The organism is Paenibacillus sp. Leaf72 (assembly GCF_001422685.1).
In the GTDB taxonomy this organism is placed as follows: domain Bacteria; phylum Bacillota; class Bacilli; order Paenibacillales; family Paenibacillaceae; genus Pristimantibacillus.
Map to the genome: position 1 here is coordinate 98,250 of NZ_LMLV01000007.1, position 18,109 is coordinate 116,358.

Below are 18,109 nucleotides of genomic sequence, written 5' to 3' on the forward strand. Positions count from 1 at the left end.
GAAGATTAAAGCATCTCCACTCATCATTCCTGATGAGCAGAGATGCTTTTTTTCATGCTGGTGCCTGTTATTCCTGCCACTCCACGAGCTGTGGATTATTATCCAAAATCGACAGGTATTGCTCCTTCCAGCCATACTTGGCGTCGGGGTCAAGCAGCTGGTAGCGGTGGAGCTTCTCCCGGCGATGCTCTTCTTTTGCCCAGCCATAATGCTTAAGGCGAATGCCCGACAGCTGATGAGGCAGCTCCAAAATATTAGCGGGAAAACGCCCGCAATGCTGCGGTGTATTTTTCCACTTATAATCAAATGCTGGGTCATAGCGGAGCAAAAAAGGACGATAGCTTTCATGCGCCTGCCAGATCGCATCCGATCTATACGAATGAAGGCTCCAGAAATCGTATAGCCGGAAGCAAAATACATTCGTAGACCGATTTTGCAGCAGCGAATCGAGCTCCTGAACGAAGCTTTGCTCGAACCATTCATCCGCGTCTAGATTCAGAATCCACTCCGGATTTACAGTCAACGTCTCTTCCCACTGCTGCTTCCGCAGCGTAATTTCATTGCTGAAACGCGACACCTCGTTGCGGATCAGCTTAACCGGAATGCCTTCCAGCGCCTGTAGGCACACCTCAGCTGTGTCATCCGTGCTGCCATCGTCAATAATGACCGCGTCATCAATATACTGGCGATGCTGCTCCAGCGCCTGGCGCAAATAGCGGCTGCTCTCGTTCCTTACGATCATCGACAGCGTGAGCCGTCCTCGGGTCTGGGGCTGGACTTCCGCTTCTTTCTGTAGAAACCGCTCCGCCCCAGCCAAATCCGCGCTGCGATAAATATGATAGGCGGGATAGTGGGTATCCACAAACAGCCGCAGGCCAAGCGCAGCCGCCCTAATGCAAAAATGCCGATCTTCCCCCCAGAAGGTTAAATTGCTAATGGGGCCAAAGTGCACACCTGCTTCAAGGGCACGTCTGCTCAGCAGTGTACATGCGCCAAGCCCGCCTACCTCGTATACGCCAGGCTCGTTTAACATGGCGTAAAACTGCTCCAAACGCTCCGCAATTTCCAAATCGCTCAGCTTCTCGCCTCGGCCTCGCTCCCACTGTCCATATTCATCATGCAGCCATACTTGCGGCTGAGGACGTGCATCCGGCTGCCAGCGGGTCCAAAAAATTTCCGATACAATATCTTTGTCGTCCGCTACTAGCTGCGCAAGCGTCCTGGCGTCCAGCAGCAGGTCCGAGTCGAGCAGAAATAGGTAATCAAATTGGCTCTCTAGCGCATGTTCAATGATTCGATTTTTGAAATGGGCAACCTTCCAAATGAGCTGCTCGTTCCAGCAATGCGTTATATCCGTGCGTACATACACGTCTTGACTATCGGAGGATTCTGAGCGGATAATGGTTACCCCCTCGCGAGCGGCAGTAAACTGTTCCAGCAGCTGACTGCTCGTAGCATCCGTATTATCGTCAATAAAGAGATAGCTCAGCTCCAGCTGATCTGCATGAAAGCGTTTCAGCGAAGCGAGAAACAACGCAAGAATCGTAGGCTGCTGCTGAACGGGACTGGCAATGAGCACACGCCTTTTTTTCTCAGACAAGAACGATCCCTCCCTCATCCTTCTTACTCAGCCGCTGACTCAAATATTCCCGGTTCGCTATCATTCGCTCATCCTCCGGCCGATAGCTGGCCGCCTGCTCGTTATGCCTATAAGCTGACTCATAGTCGCCCAGACGGTCATAGCAGACACATAGCTGAAGCTGCGGCAGCCAGGTAGAGCAGGCTATATTCGCAAAACCCCAGCCTGTTGTGTCCGTATGCTCCACGTGGAGCGCCTGCTTATACCAATATACCGCCATCTGAAGCTCATCCCGCTGCAAAAAATAATAACCAAGACGGCAGCAAAATTCCGCCCGAGGCTTATCGTAATAGAAGGATCGCAGCACAGAATCCATCATATTGCGCGGCTCATTCAGCTCGTGGTAGCAGTCCGCAAGCCGCCCGCAAGCAAGAATATTATCCTCGATCCAGCCTTTGCCGGTAGCAAGGAACTTGTCATAATAACGGATGGCCGAATCGTAGCGTCCATTGTCTTTCAGCTCATTGGCATAATAAAATAAATCGCGCGGGGTGAATACTTCTCCTCTGCGCAGCCGATTTTCGTACATCGTTAAATTGCGGTCGCTATCATGACCGAGGCTCTTATGTGTAACGATCACATCACTATGGATGATGTTTCCGTAAACCTCCAAATACTCATGGACTGCGCCAATCCACTGAAAGTTCCGCTCACGCTTGACAATGCGATTGCGCCGCAGCTTGTTAACTACGTTGCCGTACTCGTCAAAGGACAGGTGGTAATCCATCGAGACGGAGTCTACCGTATCGTCCAGCTGGTGTTTGAGCGCCTTCAGCTTATGCAGCTCGGAAACCTCCAATACATCGTCCGCATCCAGCCACATCATATAAGGCTTCGTTGCAAGCGAGAATGCGAAATTGCGGGCGGCGGCGAAGTCATCCACCCAGGTGAAAGACTCGACGCGATCGGTAAAATCGGCAGCGATTTCCCTTGTAGCATCGGTCGAGCCAGTGTCGACAATAATAATTTCATCTACGGCGGGGGCAATAGAGGAGAGGCAGCGTGCCAATGTTTTTTCTTCATTTTTGACTATCATGCAAAGACTGATCGCGATCAATGAAACCACACTCCTGCGAGTTGATTCTATTGACCCATCCTATTCAGTCACTCTTGCCTTGGTGCCCAACTGGCCGACTTAGCTTAATTGGATAATGGTCAATGCCGCGCCGGCGCTGCCTCCAAGCAATGTGGCCGCACCCAGCAGTCCAAATAATTGAAGGGTAATGGTCGAGCCTGCTGTCAGTCCAACAATAATATCGTTATTGAAAGAGGATAAGCTTAATACTGGCTCCAATGTTGAGGCCGTACTCGCTATGCCGTTAATTAACAGACGCGAGCTGACCAATAACGCCGCTGTCAAATTAATTTGGTACGTAATATAATATCTGCCCGCTGCGGCAACTGTGAACGTATCGTTTAATCCATTGACCGTTATGCCTGCGGCGATATTTTGAGAGCTTGGAAGCGGTACATTCGTGCCTCCAAGTATAACTGCAATGATACCCCCAGTTGTATTGGCTGCAAAAGCGGATACAGCTGTCGTACTAACGCCTGTTGCTCCAGTGACTCCGGTAGTTCCAGTTGCTCCTGTAGCACCAGTTGCTCCGGTCACACCTGTCACTCCCGTGGCTCCGGTTGCTCCTGTGACTCCTGTCGCACCCGTTGGTCCGGTTATTCCTGTCGTTCCGGTCTCACCAGTTGCCCCTGTCACGCCAGTTATACCGGTTGTTCCTGTGACACCAGTTGCTCCGGTTACACCCGTGGCTCCTGTCTCTCCCGTTTCTCCGGTTGCTCCTGTCGTTCCGGTCTCACCAGTTGCACCGGTTGCTCCTGTGACTCCTGTCGCACCCGTTGGTCCGGTTATTCCTGTCGTTCCGGTCTCACCAGTTGCTCCTGTCTCTCCGGTTGCTCCTGTCGAACCCGTTGGTCCGGTTACTCCTGTCGTTCCGGTCTCACCAGTAGCCCCTGTCACACCAGTTATACCGGTTGTTCCTGTGACCCCAGTTGCTCCGGTTACACCCGTTGCTCCCGTCTCTCCGGTTGCTCCTGTTGCTCCTGTTGCACCAGTTGTCCCGGTTTCTCCAGTCGTTCCGGTCTCACCAGTAGCCCCTGTCACGCCAGTTANGCTCCCGTCTCTCCGGTTGCTCCTGTTGCTCCTGTTGCACCAGTTGTCCCGGTTTCTCCAGTCGTTCCGGTCTCACCAGTAGCCCCTGTCACGCCAGTTATACCGGTTGTTCCTGTGACACCAGTTGCTCCGGTTACACCCGTGGCTCCTGTCGCTCCTGTCTCTCCGGTTGCTCCTGTCGCACCCGTTGGTCCGGTTATTCCTGTCGTTCCGGTCTCACCAGTAGCCCCTGTCACACCCGTGGCTCCTGTCGCTCCTGTCTCTCCGGTTGCTCCTGTCGCACCCGTTGGTCCGGTTATTCCTGTCGTTCCGGTCTCACCAGTAGCCCCTGTCACGCCAGTTACACCGGTTGTTCCTGTGACCCCAGTTGCTCCGGTTACACCCGTGGCTCCCGTCTCTCCGGTTGCTCCTGTTGCACCAGTTGTCCCAGTTTCTCCAGTCGTTCCGATCTCACCAGTAGCCCCTGTCACACCAGTTACACCGGTTGTTCCTGTGAAACCAGTTGCTCCGGTTACACCCGTGGCTCCCGTCTCTCCGGTTGCTCCTGTTGCTCCTGTTGCACCAGTTGTCCCGGTTTCTCCAGTCGTTCCGGTCTCACCAGTAGCCCCTGTCACGCCAGTTATTGTTCCTGTGACACCAGTTGCTCCGGTTACACCCGTGGCTCCTGTCGCTCCTGTCTCTCCGGTTGCTCCTGTCGCACCCGTTGGTCCGGTTATTCCTGTCGTTCCGGTCTCACCAGTAGCCCCTGTCACACCAGTTATACCGGTTGTTCCTGTGACCCCAGTTGCTCCGGTTACACCCGTGGCCCCCGTCTCTCCGGTTGCTCCTGTGACTCCTGTCGCACCAGTAGCCCCTGTCACGCCAGTTATACCGGTTGTTCCTGTGACCCCAGTTGCTCCGGTTACACCCGTGGCTCCCGTCTCTCCGGTTGCTCCTGTCGTTCCGGTCTCACCAGTAGCCCCTGTCACGCCAGTTACACCGGTTGTTCCTGTGACCCCAGTTACTCCGGTTACACCCGTGGCCCCCGTCTCTCCTGTTGCTCCTGTTGCTCCTGTCGCACCAGTTGCTCCTGTCACACCGGTCACGCCTGTCGAGCCCGTTACGCCGGTTACACCAGTCGTGCCTGTCGCACCCGTTACCCCGGTCACACCGGTTGCTCCTGTCTCTCCTGTCACACCAGTCATACCTGTCGAGCCCGTTGCTCCGGTTGTTCCAGTTACGCCGTTGGTACCCGTTACACCCGTTGCTCCTGTCTCTCCTGTTGCACCAGTCACACCTGTCGAACCTGTCGCTCCAGTGACCCCTGTTGCACCTGTTTCTCCCGCTGTACCTGTAGATCCAGTTATGCCAGTAGAGCCTGTAACCCCTGCACCCGTCGCCCCTGTTGCTCCTGTAAAACCTGTCACTCCAGTTGTACCAGTAGCCCCGGTTACTCCGGTCGTTCCGGTCACTCCAGCCCCCGTTGCTCCAGTTGCCCCAGTCGTACCCGTCGCACCTGCACCAGCCAGCATCGTATAATCTGCCGAGCTTTCTGGTACTCCGCTTGGCGGTGCCGTATTCACGACATACGTACTTCCATTGAATGTAACGACCCAATTAACGGGATATGCCGGGGCTGCCAAAGGATTAAATGCCACCATCCCTTCCAGTCCTGCCCCTGTTGCTCCCGTTACACCTGTCGCTCCTGTAGCTCCCATTACCCCGGCTGATCCTGCCGACCCATTGGCTCCTGTTGCACCCGTTGCTCCCGCGCCAGCAATCAGAGTATAGTCTGCGGAGCTTCCTGGCACTCCGCTTGGCGTCGCCGTATTCACGATATACGTGCTACCATTAAACGTAACGACCTGATAATCGGGATAAGTTGGGGCTACCAAGAGATCATACGCGACTATCCCTTCTAGCCCTGCCCCTGTTGCTCCAGCTACACCAGTCGCTCCAGGCGATCCTGTAGCTCCCGAAGCACCATTCGCCCCCGCTGGGCCAATTGCTCCCGCAGCGCCTTGCGCTCCAGGCGATCCCGCTGGACCAATCGCTCCGGGAAGGCCCATCGCTCCAGGCTGCCCTGCAGATCCTGTTGCTCCTGCCGGACCAGTTGCTCCAGTTGCCCCATCAGTTCCAGCTTGACCGCTAAAACCTCTCGCACCCCTTGGGCCTCTGGCACCCCTCGGGCCACGTTTTCCGCGTCTTGCATGAGCTGGCCAATGGGTATGGCCATTCCGAGGTTTTTTATCTTGATTCCCATCGAGACATTTCAGCGCCTCTGTCAGCAGCAAAATCGAGTCGATCACTTCGCGCTCCGCCCGGACAATTTTATTTCTCCCCGCCAGCCTGCGCGCAAATCTCAATTCAAGAATGGCGAGGTTTAATTTCCGCAAACAACTGGCTCTTCTTTTCGCCAACCTGCTCATCTCCCATTGTTTTTTCGCATTACCGCTTTTTATAGACTGTACGCCTGCATGCTGAAATGACATATCGAATATGGGAGCTTGCTCGTTTAACCCGATTTTGGCGTATTAGACCTTTCACAAGCTGGAGCTGCTTAATCCATTTGTTAAGCTCTTGTGATTTCCGGTTCCTGTTCATCTTCATCCCTCTTTACCGATTTATTTGCTCGCTTTCTATTCAAAAACGCAAAAAATAGTCTTTTATCATCATTACACCAGTCTATGTTTGCGCCCTATATGCAACACGGTATTCACCCAGTCTTTGAATATAAAAAAAGCCCAATCCTCTGCATGAACGCAGACAATTAGACTTTTACTCAAAATAAATGCTTGCTTATTTGATAACAAAAGCAATTCTCGAACCATCCGGGTATTTCTCCAGCTGGTTGCTGACCCATGACCCCGCCCCGCGATTATCCGATGGGTCAATATAAGCAATATGGGCGCCGCTCCCGCCTTCGGCACACATCGCCATTGGCCATTCATCACGATCGTAGCCTTTTTTCACCTTTACGCCCTGCAAAGATTTTTTCCGATTCTGATCCGCGCCTTCCCGATCAATCGTACAAATAGGGGATTTTCCCGCTGCAATCGCATCTTTTATGTGCTTGCCTGTCTCTGGATACCGATCCGTCGGAAAATATAACGTGTAATCCGTTCCTTCTGCCGTATTCCAATCTTTCGCCAGCTCATCAAGCCAGCCCATATAAGACGCTCCGGCCAAAGCCAGCATAATAAGCAAGGAAATAAGGGCATTTTTCATTTTAAACTTCTTTTTACGGGACTTTCTTTTCAACGCGCATAGCCTCCTGATGCTCTTTTTCCTCATTTTCTCATCATAAAGGGCGAAGGACAACCCTTGGCCAAATTTTATTTTCACACCTGTTAGGCAAAACATATACTTTCTTATATTTCAAAAAAAAGCTGAAGCAGCGTCACTTGCCCGCCACCCCAGCCTTCCCTAAAATCTGTTTATATTCAAATATTCATCATTTCAGTTATATACAATTACGCCTTGTCTGAATTAGCATCCTTAGCCGCCGAAGGCGCGCAAGTGCCATCCGAACAAGCTGCACCGTCAGCATCATCCGGCAAATCATTGATGACGGTCAGGGCCGGATACGCTTCATCCCAAGCCTGCTTGATTGCATTCAGGAACACTTCATTGGGCTGAGCGCCCGATATCGCGTATTTGCGATTAATGACGAAGAATGGCACACCGCGCACGCCTATCCGCGAAGCCTCCTCCTCATCGCCACGAACGTCCTGTGCATGAGCATCGCTTTCCAGCACAGCAAGTGCCTCCTTACGATCCAGTCCAACCTCGGCAGCCAGATCAGCGAGTGTATCGCGCTGTCCCAAATGCTTGGAATCGGTAAAATAAGCACGGAACAGTCGTTCCGACATCGCATCTTGCTTGCCGTATTTAGCTGCAAAATGGGTTAAGCGGTGCGCATCAAACGTATTCGTCAGCACCAGTGTATCGAAGTTAAAGGTCAAGCCAACGGATGCCGCCTGCTTTGCCAAATCGCTGTTCATCTCGATTGCTTTCTCGCGTGGCATGCCGTATTTGCGGGACAGCATTTCATGCACATCGTGCTCATAGCTGATCGCGGCGTTAGGGTCCAGCTCGAAGCTGCGGAACACGACCTTCACCTGCTTGCCATGCTCGAACTTGGCTAATGCGCCCTCCAGCCTCTTTTTACCAATATAACAAAACGGACATGCAAAATCTGACCATACATCTATTTGCATTACGATTCCTCCTTTAAACTCATATACGTATAGTAATATACTTTACTTTTTAAAGCAATAGAATCATTCAGGCCTCCGCTACAGCGTTATAAAAAAAACCGCTCATTCACTTAGAATGGGCGGCTTCTTTTGTATCATTTTAAGCTATAAAATTACATACCCAATCCCATTCCAGACATCAGCTCATCCATCTTAACCGCGTCCGTCGGAATTTCATACAGGAATTTAGGCGCTTTATTAATATTGTGGTATTCAGCTGTTAACGAACCGCCAACTTTCACGATACCGCCGCTTTCATCCGTAAAATCTACATTGATTTTAGCAGTCTGCTGCGATAAGTAGCCATCTTTAATGGCTCCTACAATGGAGAAATCATTGACTTTCAGGTTTGTTTTCAGCTGGTCCAACGTTTCTTGCTTGTTGGCTTCGAAATCTGCCTTCAGCTTCGTTACATCCTCATTCGTGCTTTCAATCATTTTCATGAAATCTTCGTTTTTCGTCAATGTGTCGATTAGCTCTGGAAGCACTTGATTAACGATTGTTTCTACTGCCTGCTGATAGTTGCCTTCATTAATTTGAAAGCGAACAACTTGATCCGCCTCTACCCCTTCAGGGAGCGCTGCATCTTCTTTTTTCAGCGAGGAGAAATACGTTTTTTCATCAAAATGTTTTAAAATAATGCCGCTCACTTCTTGACCAAGCTTCTGTTGGGCCGCAGTATCCAGCATGGCTCCTGTTTCCGCTTGCTTTGCCAGCTCCTCCAGATCAATCTCCACGAATTTATCCGTGTATTGCTCTGGCAGCATAAGCATTGGAAGCGCTGGAATTTTCACGAACATCTTTTTGTCGGTCATAATCATCGGAATTTTAATGGAGATGCCCGCTGCCGTAACATCCATTTCCATATCTGTGCGCAGCGGCTCTTTTTGATATACTGCTTTAACATTTACTTTAGCGCCTTTAAGCAGGCCAATGACGTATTGTGCTCCAGCTCCGTCTTCCTGAAGCAATTCGTCTGGCACTGTAAGCTCATCTATCCCAAAAGACATCGTAGATTCATACGATGTGACTTCCGCCATTTTTTGAGTAGCTTTCTCCAAAGACTCCTTAGGAGACGCGCTCGCGCTGCATCCTGCGACAATAATTAAAGCAGCAGCGATAAATAGCATAGCCACTTTATGTAGTCTGTTTTTCATTCTAGTTGATCCTCCCTATTTGTATCTCTGCTTGACATCCCCCCTATTCTATAACAAAACGACAGCATATAGAAGCAATATCCAAAAAATCCCGCTTCTCTAAGAAGAAACGGGACTTTTGTATGAACACCTTGAATTTATGATCCTTCCGGATTTAGGTGAGAAGTATGATTTTTCTGCTTCGTTTTTTTCGATCCAGATAAAGGCTGCTGTTGTGCAGAGTCATCATTGCGGCTTCTTTTGTCCTGAGATTGACGCTGCGCCTCCGGCACAGGCACGCTGTCTGGCTTGCTCATATCATCGTCCTCCTTTTAGGCGTGTGTAAGCTGCGCAAGCGCTTGGGCGCATTCATGGATATGACGCTTGTAATCATGAATGAGCTGTTGAAGCATGTCTGTGCGTTCATCCACAGCTTGATGATCCTTTTCCACATCTACGAGCTCCACTTTAATTTCACGGCTATCCACATATGTCACCTTAAAATCGATCTCATACGCCTGATGCCCCGCGGACTGAATTGTAATCCGCAGCGATTTTGGGTCCGCCTCATCGGCTGCTACCTGGCACTTATCCGGCTTGTTCATCATATCCGGCAGCGTGCGGTTCCATGCTTCCACCAGTTCTGGCTGGCTGTAGGTCAGCTCATCTTTTTTCGCCATCTTTATCAACACCTCCACATCTTATAAGATGCGGCGCGAGCCCGCCAATTATTCAGGCAAAATCCAGCATAAACACAAGATTATCCACAGTTTTATACACAATTCATGCGAGTTATCCACATTATATACAATTTGTCCACAGGGCTATCGTGGATAATGGTGATAACTCCTGCTCAGACGATATCCCCAATCCCCAGACAACAAAAAAACGCCCAAACCGTAAGGTTGGACGTTATCATTTATTAAGTTGGCGGAGAGGGTGGGATTCGAACCCACGTGGGCTTGCACCCTAACGGTTTTCAAGACCGCCCCGTTATGACCGCTTCGGTACCTCTCCACATATAAAATCATCACAAAAATCATTATACCACAGGTTAAAAATGAATATCAACCTTTTTCTTAACCTGTGGCTATCAAAAATGTAAAAACTTTAAGCTTTAGGTCCAATTACGCTGATTCCGCCCATATAAGCACGCAATACTTCAGGAATGACGATGGAGCCGTCTGCCTGTTGGTAATTTTCAAGAATAGCGGCAACGGTACGTCCTACCGCAAGACCTGAGCCGTTAAGCGTATGAACGAATTCCGGCTTGCTCTTCGCGTCTCTGCGGAAACGGATGCCCGCACGTCGCGCCTGGAAGTCCTCTACGTTCGAGCATGAGGAGATTTCCCGGTATGTGCCTGCACTTGGCAGCCATACTTCAAGGTCATAGGTTTTCGCAGCGGTGAAGCCCATATCGCCTGTGCACAGAGCGAGCACGCGATAGGACAAGCCCAGCAGCTCAAGTACCTTCTCGGCATTAGCCGTCATCTTCTCCAGCTCATCGTAGGACTCTTCCGGCTTCGCAAGCTTAATCAGCTCGACTTTGTTGAATTGATGCTGACGAATCAAGCCGCGTGTATCTCGGCCTGCCGCACCCGCTTCCGAGCGGAAGCAAGAGCTGTAAGCTACAAAATGCTTCGGCAGCTCTTCAAGCGACAAAATCTCTTCACGATGAAGATTCGTAACCGGAACCTCGGCCGTTGGAATTAGGAAATAATCCGAATCGGATATTTTGAACAAATCCTCTTCGAACTTCGGAAGCTGCCCTGTTCCAATCAAGCTGTCGCGGTTGACCAAATAAGGCGGCAGCACTTCCTCATAACCGTGCTTATCACTATGTAGATCCATCATAAAGTTAATCAGCGCACGCTCAAGACGCGCACCTAAGCCGCGATAAAACGTAAAGCGGGAGCCCGTTACTTTAGCTGCACGTTCGAAATCAAGAATGCCAAGCTCTTGTGCAAGATCCCAATGCGCTCTCGGCTCGAAATCAAATGCCGGCTGCTCGCCAATCCGGCGAAGCTCTACATTATCATCCTCAGAAGCCCCTACTGGCACACTTTCATGCGGCAAATTCGGAATCGAAAGCATAAGCTCGTCCACTTGTACCTCTACCGCGCGCACTTCTTCGTCCAATTGCTTAATCCGGTCGCCTACTTCACGCATTTCGATAATCAGCGCATCAGCGTCGCCGCCTGTTTTTTTCAGCTTCGCCACTTCCTGCGATACGGTGTTGCGGCGATTTTTCAGCTGGTCCGTTTCCTGCAGCAGGTCCCGGCGCTTTGTATCCAGAACAGGGAAATCTGCGATTAAATCAAGCGATTTACCGCGATTGGTCAGCCCTTGCTCTACTTTTGCGTAATCATTACGCAGCCATTTTATATCTATCACGCTTGGTTGAACTCCTCTCAGCTACCGGCTCACTGCCAATTGTTTAATCATATCGACAAAATAGGCATGCAAACGGTAATCATCGGTTAACTCGGGATGAAAGGATGCTGCCAGCAAATGTCCTTGCCGAGCCGCCACAATTTCCCCTTTGTATTCCGATAGCACATCAACCTGCGATCCAACTTCCTTGATCAAAGGAGCACGAATGAATACCGCACGAACCTGCTCATCAATGCCTTTAATGTCTAGATCAGTTTCGAAGCTCTCCCGCTGTCTTCCGAAAGCATTGCGCTCCACCGTCATATCCATGAGCTTCAGATGCGCATCCTCTTGTCCTTCAATACGTTCAGCGAGCAGAATCATTCCCGCACAAGTACCAAAAATCGGCTTAGATTGCTCGGAGAAAGCTTGAATCGCTTCTAGAAAGCCGTATTTGCGGATCAGCTTGCCTATCGTCGTACTTTCGCCGCCTGGAATAACAAGACCTTGCAGCTCATCCAGCTGCGAGGTCTGTTTAACGGCGACCGCTTCCGCGCCCGCCGCCTCCAAACTGCGTATATGCTCTGCAACTGCGCCTTGAAGCGCGAGTACACCAATTTTCATCGCCTACACGCCTTTCTTATCCAAGCTTGTTGCTTAAATTCCGCGATCTTGCATACGCTGCGAAGCGTCCAGCTTGGAAATTTCGATGCCCTTCATTGGCGCTCCCAAGTTTTTGGATACTTCTGCGATCAATTTGTAGTCTTGGTAATGAGTTGTAGCTTCTACGATAGCACGAGCAAATTTCTCCGGGCTGTCGGATTTGAAAATACCCGAGCCTACGAATACGCCGTCAGCGCCCAGGTGCATCATCAGTGCTGCGTCAGAAGGTGTTGCTACGCCGCCTGCTGCAAAGTTAACGACTGGCAGCTTGCCGCTCTCGTGTACGCCCAGAAGCAGGTCATAAGCAACGCCCAGAACCTTCGCTTCATTATACAGCTCGTCCTTCGACAAACCTTGAATTTTACGGATTTGGCCATTGATCAGACGAAGGTGGCGAACAGCCTCAACAATGTTTCCTGTTCCCGGCTCACCTTTCGTACGAAGCATTGCTGCCCCTTCTTGAATACGGCGAAGCGCTTCGCCAAGATCTTTAGCGCCACATACAAAAGGAATCGTAAATTCATTTTTGCTAATGTGGAACACTTCGTCTGCCGGAGTCAGAACTTCGCTCTCGTCAATATAGTCAACGCCCATCGATTCAAGCACTTTCGCCTCTACATAGTGGCCGATACGCGCTTTCGCCATAACAGGGATCGAAACAACTTTCATAACTTCTTCTACGATGGTTGGGTCAGCCATACGGGCAACGCCGCCTGCTGCACGGATATCGGAAGGAACGCGCTCCAGCGCCATAACTGCTGTTGCACCTGCCGCTTCTGCTACTTTTGCTTGCTCGGCGTTCATAACGTCCATGATGACGCCGCCTTTTTGCATTTCAGCCATACCACGTTTTACACGCGAAGTTCCTGTTTCCATTTTTGAAAAATCCTCCTCAAGGTTTTACGCCGCGCCCTTCATCCTGAAGGGTTAGCGCTTAGCTCCCATTATAATATCGATACTTGCTCTAGGCACTAATTTTACAGGAACGCTCCTTAATCGACAACTATTGTTTTCCCTGTATTTATGTGATTAAAACAGATTCACAATATCGTTGAACAGTCCAACGAAAAATTGACCAATAGCGCGGAACATCAGACGCAGCCAGCCGCCCTTTTCCACATCCTCCGATGCGATCAAATTAACCGTTCTGTCCACTTTATTGCCTTCAGCATCCGTATACTCGTAAGTGACTGTTCCGAGCTTCTGACCAGCTGTAATGGGAGCAACAAGCTCTTCCTCTTTCAAAAGATTGCTTTCCTTCAGCTCGATCTTAGGCTCCGCACCTTTTTTCACCGTGAAAGTGATGTCGGACTCCGTAACGGCAGGAACCGTCTTTTCGACACCCTTCTTAATTTTAACCGATTCCAGCGTTTCTACTACAGATTTTGCAGGAAGCACTGATTTCTTCTCAAAATTGTTGAACGCATAGTCGTACATCTTAGCTGTTTCAAAGAAACGGGCCTCTTTTGACTTTGTATTCATTACGACGCTGATATAACGCGTATCGCCTCGTTTAACTGTACCCGTAAACGTATAACCAGCTGCCGATATATAGCCGGTTTTCATGCCATCTACGCCCTCATAAGCATACGCACGTAAATACGTGTTGCTTTTGTTCGTTTCCAGCATCCAGTTATAATTCTTCATGGTCGCTGTATCGCGTTCACGGAATTTGTATTCCTGAATTTTCGAATAATCCAGAAAGTCCGGATGTTTTTTCAAAATCGTTTGTGCCAGCTTCGCCATATCGCGAGCCGAAATAAGCGTTGTATCAAGCAATCCTGTCGCACTTGTAAAATGAGCCGTCGTCAGGCCGAGCTCTTTCGCCGTTTCGTTCATCTTGGCAACAAAGCTCTGCTCACCACCGCTTATTTGCGAAGCAAGAGCAATCGTTGCATCATTCGCCGAACCTACTGCCATAGCAATATATAAGTCCTTAACCGTATGCTGATCGCCTTGCGCCAAATAAATTTGCGAGCCATCTGCAGGAGTATTCGCTGCTTCTTCACTAACGGTAACGACCTGATCCCAAGTTAATCTTTTATTCGTAATTTCCTCAAGTACGATATATTCCGTCATGAGCTTCGTCATGCTGGCAGGAGGACGCGGCGTATCCGCATTGACTTCATAGATGACTTGTCCCGAATCTGCATCTATTAGAATGGCTGATGATAATTCCATGCCTAAAGAGTTTTCGACCCAATCTTCCTTACCTGCAGCCGCTGCTGCACCAGACCCTAATGACAGAATAACCAACCACATCGCCACAAAAGCGGCGATAACCGATGTCAGTCTAATCGGCTTTACCTTTGCCTTCAACGTCTTCTCCCCTTTTCATCCGAAAGTTTGTCGTTGTTAATTGTATCACATGCAAGCAGGGGAATTAAACCTCTACTGCGCTCAGCCCTCTTTCAATAGCTAAGCCCTTGCAGGAAGCCCGTTTGAGCTGTTTAAACCCCTTAAAACTTCCCCGGAGCAATAATTACCATGTAAAATAGTGGATCTAAATCAATGCCCTCTATTGAAAAAAAAGACAGACCCGGCAAAAGCGAAGTTCCGCTTTCTTGTGGTCTGTCTCTGGCCCGTTGGCCGGGATATTAAAGCGAGTAGTTAGGCGCTTCCTTCGTAATTTGCACATCATGTGGATGGCTTTCACGAAGTCCTGCACCAGAAATCCGGATGAAATGTGTATCGTTCTTCAGTTGCTCCAGGTTTGATGTTCCGCAATAGCCCATACCGGAACGCAAGCCGCCAAGCAGCTGATGAACCGTATCCGACAAAGGACCTTTGAATGGCACGCGGCCTTCAATGCCTTCTGGAACTAGCTTGCTCTCGTTTTCTTGGAAGTAACGGTCCTTGCTGCCTTCTTTCATAGCGCCAAGGGAACCCATACCGCGATATACTTTAAAGCTTCTGCCTTGGAAAATCTCTGTTTCGCCAGGGCTTTCAGAAGTACCTGCAAACAAGCTGCCGATCATAATGGCACTTGCGCCTGCTGCAATAGCTTTCGTAATATCGCCGGAATATTTAATACCGCCATCAGCGATAACCGGTACATTGTATTCACGAGCAACGGAAGCACAGTCATAAATCGCTGTGATCTGTGGTACGCCAATACCTGCGATTACACGCGTTGTACAGATCGAGCCTGGACCGATGCCGACTTTAACGACAGATGCGCCTGCTTCAATCAAATCGCGTGTAGCTTCGCCTGTAGCCACATTACCTGCGATAATCGTCAATTCCGGGTATTGCTTGCGGATTTTGCGAACTGCCTCAAGGATATTGATATGATGCCCGTGTGCAGAGTCTACAACGAGAATATCGATACCTGCTTGTACGAGTGCTTCGGTACGATCCATTGTATCTTTAGAAATACCAACAGCTGCTCCGCAAAGCAAGCGGCCATGTGTATCTTTTGCAGCATTAGGGAATTGAATCGCCTTCTCAATGTCCTTGATTGTAATCAGGCCTTTGAGCGTATTCGAGTCATCCACCAATGGCAATTTCTCAATTTTGTGTTTTTGCAGCAATACTTCCGCCTCTGTAAGCGTCGTGCCGACTGGAGCCGTTACTACATTGTCACGTGTCATAACTTCATGGATTTTAATGGAATAATCATGTACAAAACGAAGGTCACGATTCGTCAAAATACCAACAAGCTTCTTGTCAGCATCTACGATCGGCACGCCCGAAATGCGATATTTACCCATTAATTCTTCCGCATCATACACATGATGATCAGGTGTAAGCGAGAATGGATTCGTAATAACGCCGCTTTCCGAACGTTTTACACGATCTACTTCTTCCGCTTGTTGTGCAATGGACATATTCTTGTGAATAATGCCGATTCCGCCCTCACGCGCTATGGCAATAGCAAGAGCTGCTTCCGTAACCGTGTCCATCCCTGCGCTGATCAATGGAATATTCAGCTTGATGCTAGCAGAAAGTTTTGTCGAAATATCCGATTCTCTTGGCAGTACTTCTGATTTCCTTGGAACGAGCAGCACATCATCAAATGTTAGGCCTTCCTTGGCAAATTTTGATTCCCACACGAATATGTTCCTCCCTTAAATTGAGCCGTCTTCACGTATATTATTGCAATATTAGCAGAGGGGTCATGGGCTGTCAAGGCTGTCACAAGGCGAGCAATTTCCGTTTTGCAATAAGCTTTTTGTCTGAATTTTCTCACTAAACAGAAGCGTCACGCTTACATGTGAGAACTTCGTATTTTGAGGAGGCGAAATATCTGTAATAAAAAGGGTTACAAGTCCGACTGCTGTTGCCTTTTTATAATCAGCGCTAGCAGGCATCATTTCGATTTCTACTTTGGCAATAGCTTTGGCAATAGGCTCTTTGTTCAGCATCGTCTCTTCCAGCACTTGAAACAAATTTATGAATAATTAAGTACCTGCTTAAAAGCTGCAAAAACAGCAAACTCATGATGCTTATAGACACAATCTGCCGCTGCAAAACCACTTTTGTGGAGCCACTGCAGTTGATCGTGTACCGTTGCATTCTGATCGAGCTTTCTTCGCTCAATTGCAGACTCTATCGCCTGCTCAGCCAAATCCCCTTTGCCAATGTGCCGCTCCCATTTGTCCTTATAGGCAAGATCAAAGCAAGATAAGCTTCCGGCAGCTTGGTCAGCATTAATAAAGCTGCCATCGTCCTCTAGAAGCTCATGCACGGTGTGAAAAAGCTCCTGCTTAGATTCATGGCTCAGGTGATGAATAGATAAGGACGAAATGACAATATCATATTTTTGCTTGAACATATATTTTGTATAATCTTCCGCAATATATTCGACTTGCTTGCTATGTTCAAATCTCAAACGAGCTGCCCTCATCATCTCTTCGCTCAAATCAATCAGAGTAAACTCCGCCAGCGGGTATTTTTGCTGAACAAACGCGGCGAACAGCCCTGTCCCAGCCCCAAGATCCAAAATACGCGGTTTCTGCTTAGGTGTATTCACCCAATCCACAGCTGTTCCATAAAACTCATCAAAGCATGGAATTAGCTGATGCCGCTGAAAATCATAGTCCTTAGCAACTTGATCAAACAACGTCTTAATGGACTTTTCCATCTTCATAACCTCCCGTTATTTTAGCAATATTATAGAGCGCTGAGCATGTCAATATTATTGTCATTGTAACTGTAAAACAGATTAATAAACCAATTCTAATGAGATAATCTCACATACTAAGACTACAATATTATTTTACAAAATCAAACATATTTATTTCATCAAAAAATTTATAGCTGTTCTTTTCCTGACCACTAGCTCGACACTTTAAAAGGATAACAATCCACAACAGCTATTATAAGAATAGGATCATCGCCTATAACCAAACAATCAAATGTCAGGACATTTCATAAACTAATTATGTATATTTACGAACCTTGTTAACCCCTATTTTAATCTTGTTGTTCATAATAATATTGTAATTTAAGATGAAAAATATCCTAAATAGTATACTTAAAATGACTTTATAAACATGATACTAATCCCTTCTATGAGCCCAACAAACTACTCTCTAGCTGTCCAACTCCGCTAATACCCAGCCATATCTAAAGACCAATCCCATACCGTTAGTTAACCTGCCATGCAAAACAATTAGTGCTATGCATGCCTAAAAGCAACCTGCATCGTGTATAAAGCCTAGAAGCCTAATTAGTATCATCTATGCATTTACAAGCTACAGCGTTAACAAGAACCGGTAGCAGAGCTGTGGACGTTACCAAAGCAACGGTAACACAGGGTTAAAATATAAAAACGCCAAAGGCCCTTTCGTTCAAAGGACTTTTGACGTAATAACGTTTATTTCATTAAAAACGAAACAAAAAACCTGCCGCAAACTGCGGCAGGCTTCTCGTGCTTGGCGACGTCCTACTCTCCCAGGACCCTGCGGTCCAAGTACCATCGGCGCTGGAG

15 protein-coding genes, 1 tRNA gene and 1 pseudogene are annotated in these 18,109 nt (G+C 48.7%); all 17 read right to left on the reverse strand.

Annotation, left to right across the window (positions count from 1 at the left end; all coding sequences use genetic code 11):
- Window positions 1-67: 67 nt before the first annotated feature.
- A complete protein-coding gene (locus ASF12_RS13235) occupies window positions 68-1,600 on the reverse strand; it encodes a glycosyltransferase family 2 protein (RefSeq protein WP_235533149.1) in 1,533 nt (510 codons plus the stop codon).
- Window positions 1,593-2,696: a tetratricopeptide repeat-containing glycosyltransferase family 2 protein gene (locus ASF12_RS13240; RefSeq protein WP_155973137.1), complete on the reverse strand. Its 1,104-nt coding sequence runs from the start codon at window positions 2,694-2,696 to the stop codon at window positions 1,593-1,595. The genes ASF12_RS13235 and ASF12_RS13240 overlap by 8 nt, the downstream gene beginning before the upstream one ends.
- Window positions 2,697-2,774: 78 nt before the next feature.
- Window positions 2,775-3,755, reverse strand: a complete 981-nt coding sequence (locus ASF12_RS34485) for a BclA C-terminal domain-containing protein (protein ID WP_063892556.1) — start codon at window positions 3,753-3,755, stop codon at window positions 2,775-2,777.
- 9 nt (window positions 3,756-3,764) lie between these two features.
- Window positions 3,765-4,387, reverse strand: a pseudogene (locus tag ASF12_RS36565) (hypothetical protein); the annotation flags it as partial.
- 2,155 nt (window positions 4,388-6,542) lie between these two features.
- Window positions 6,543-6,971: a NucA/NucB deoxyribonuclease domain-containing protein gene (locus ASF12_RS13250; protein ID WP_056035252.1), complete on the reverse strand. Its 429-nt coding sequence runs from the start codon at window positions 6,969-6,971 to the stop codon at window positions 6,543-6,545.
- A 245-nt stretch (window positions 6,972-7,216) separates the two neighbouring features.
- Window positions 7,217-7,963, reverse strand: coding sequence for a DsbA family oxidoreductase (locus tag ASF12_RS13255; RefSeq protein ID WP_056035197.1), 747 nt, complete (start codon window positions 7,961-7,963; stop codon window positions 7,217-7,219).
- A 152-nt stretch (window positions 7,964-8,115) separates the two neighbouring features.
- The gene (locus ASF12_RS13260) at window positions 8,116-9,159 is read right to left on the reverse strand and encodes a hypothetical protein (RefSeq protein WP_056035200.1); all 1,044 of its coding nucleotides are present in this window, start codon (window positions 9,157-9,159) and stop codon (window positions 8,116-8,118) included.
- 137 nt (window positions 9,160-9,296) lie between these two features.
- The gene (locus ASF12_RS13265) at window positions 9,297-9,455 is read right to left on the reverse strand and encodes a small acid-soluble spore protein P (protein WP_056035203.1); all 159 of its coding nucleotides are present in this window, start codon (window positions 9,453-9,455) and stop codon (window positions 9,297-9,299) included.
- 15 nt (window positions 9,456-9,470) lie between these two features.
- Window positions 9,471-9,818: a hypothetical protein gene (locus tag ASF12_RS13270; RefSeq protein WP_056035206.1), complete on the reverse strand. Its 348-nt coding sequence runs from the start codon at window positions 9,816-9,818 to the stop codon at window positions 9,471-9,473.
- Window positions 9,819-10,066: 248 nt separating this feature from the next.
- A tRNA-Ser gene (locus ASF12_RS13275) sits at window positions 10,067-10,155 on the reverse strand.
- Between the two features lie 93 nt (window positions 10,156-10,248).
- Window positions 10,249-11,532 (reverse strand): serine--tRNA ligase, encoded by a 1,284-nt coding sequence (serS, locus tag ASF12_RS13280; protein ID WP_056035209.1) that lies wholly within the window; start codon window positions 11,530-11,532, stop codon window positions 10,249-10,251.
- A gap of 21 nt (window positions 11,533-11,553) precedes the next feature.
- A complete protein-coding gene (pdxT, locus tag ASF12_RS13285) occupies window positions 11,554-12,135 on the reverse strand; it encodes a pyridoxal 5'-phosphate synthase glutaminase subunit PdxT (RefSeq protein ID WP_046234145.1) in 582 nt (193 codons plus the stop codon).
- Window positions 12,136-12,168: 33 nt separating this feature from the next.
- Window positions 12,169-13,050, reverse strand: a complete 882-nt coding sequence (gene pdxS / locus ASF12_RS13290; RefSeq protein ID WP_046234144.1) for a pyridoxal 5'-phosphate synthase lyase subunit PdxS — start codon at window positions 13,048-13,050, stop codon at window positions 12,169-12,171.
- A 153-nt stretch (window positions 13,051-13,203) separates the two neighbouring features.
- Window positions 13,204-14,493, reverse strand: a complete 1,290-nt coding sequence (locus ASF12_RS13295) for a D-alanyl-D-alanine carboxypeptidase family protein (protein WP_235533151.1) — start codon at window positions 14,491-14,493, stop codon at window positions 13,204-13,206.
- A 278-nt stretch (window positions 14,494-14,771) separates the two neighbouring features.
- On the reverse strand, window positions 14,772-16,229 hold the full coding sequence (guaB, locus tag ASF12_RS13300; RefSeq protein ID WP_056035212.1) for an IMP dehydrogenase: 1,458 nt from the start codon (window positions 16,227-16,229) through the stop codon (window positions 14,772-14,774).
- 63 nt (window positions 16,230-16,292) lie between these two features.
- Window positions 16,293-16,541 carry a hypothetical protein gene (locus ASF12_RS13305; RefSeq protein ID WP_155973140.1) on the reverse strand — a complete coding sequence of 83 codons (249 nt, stop codon included), beginning with the start codon at window positions 16,539-16,541 and terminating at the stop codon, window positions 16,293-16,295.
- A 26-nt stretch (window positions 16,542-16,567) separates the two neighbouring features.
- The gene (locus ASF12_RS13310) at window positions 16,568-17,260 is read right to left on the reverse strand and encodes a class I SAM-dependent methyltransferase (protein WP_056035219.1); all 693 of its coding nucleotides are present in this window, start codon (window positions 17,258-17,260) and stop codon (window positions 16,568-16,570) included.
- Window positions 17,261-18,109 lie beyond the last annotated feature (849 nt).

Bases quoted from the DNA above. Each gene is read 5' to 3' on its own strand.
- ASF12_RS13250 (WP_056035252.1), bottom strand. From the start codon at position 6,971: ATGAAAAATGCCCTTATTTCCTTGCTTATTATGCTGGCTTTGGCCGGA.
- ASF12_RS13255 (WP_056035197.1), bottom strand. From the start codon at position 7,963: ATGCAAATAGATGTATGGTCAGATTTTGCATGTCCGTTTTGTTATATT.
- ASF12_RS13260 (WP_056035200.1), bottom strand. From the start codon at position 9,159: ATGAAAAACAGACTACATAAAGTGGCTATGCTATTTATCGCTGCTGCT.
- ASF12_RS13265 (WP_056035203.1), bottom strand. From the start codon at position 9,455: ATGAGCAAGCCAGACAGCGTGCCTGTGCCGGAGGCGCAGCGTCAATCT.
- ASF12_RS13270 (WP_056035206.1), bottom strand. From the start codon at position 9,818: ATGGCGAAAAAAGATGAGCTGACCTACAGCCAGCCAGAACTGGTGGAA.
- pdxT (WP_046234145.1), bottom strand. From the start codon at position 12,135: ATGAAAATTGGTGTACTCGCGCTTCAAGGCGCAGTTGCAGAGCATATA.
- pdxS (WP_046234144.1), bottom strand. From the start codon at position 13,050: ATGGAAACAGGAACTTCGCGTGTAAAACGTGGTATGGCTGAAATGCAA.
- ASF12_RS13305 (WP_155973140.1), bottom strand. From the start codon at position 16,541: ATGCTGAACAAAGAGCCTATTGCCAAAGCTATTGCCAAAGTAGAAATC.
- ASF12_RS13310 (WP_056035219.1), bottom strand. From the start codon at position 17,260: ATGGAAAAGTCCATTAAGACGTTGTTTGATCAAGTTGCTAAGGACTAT.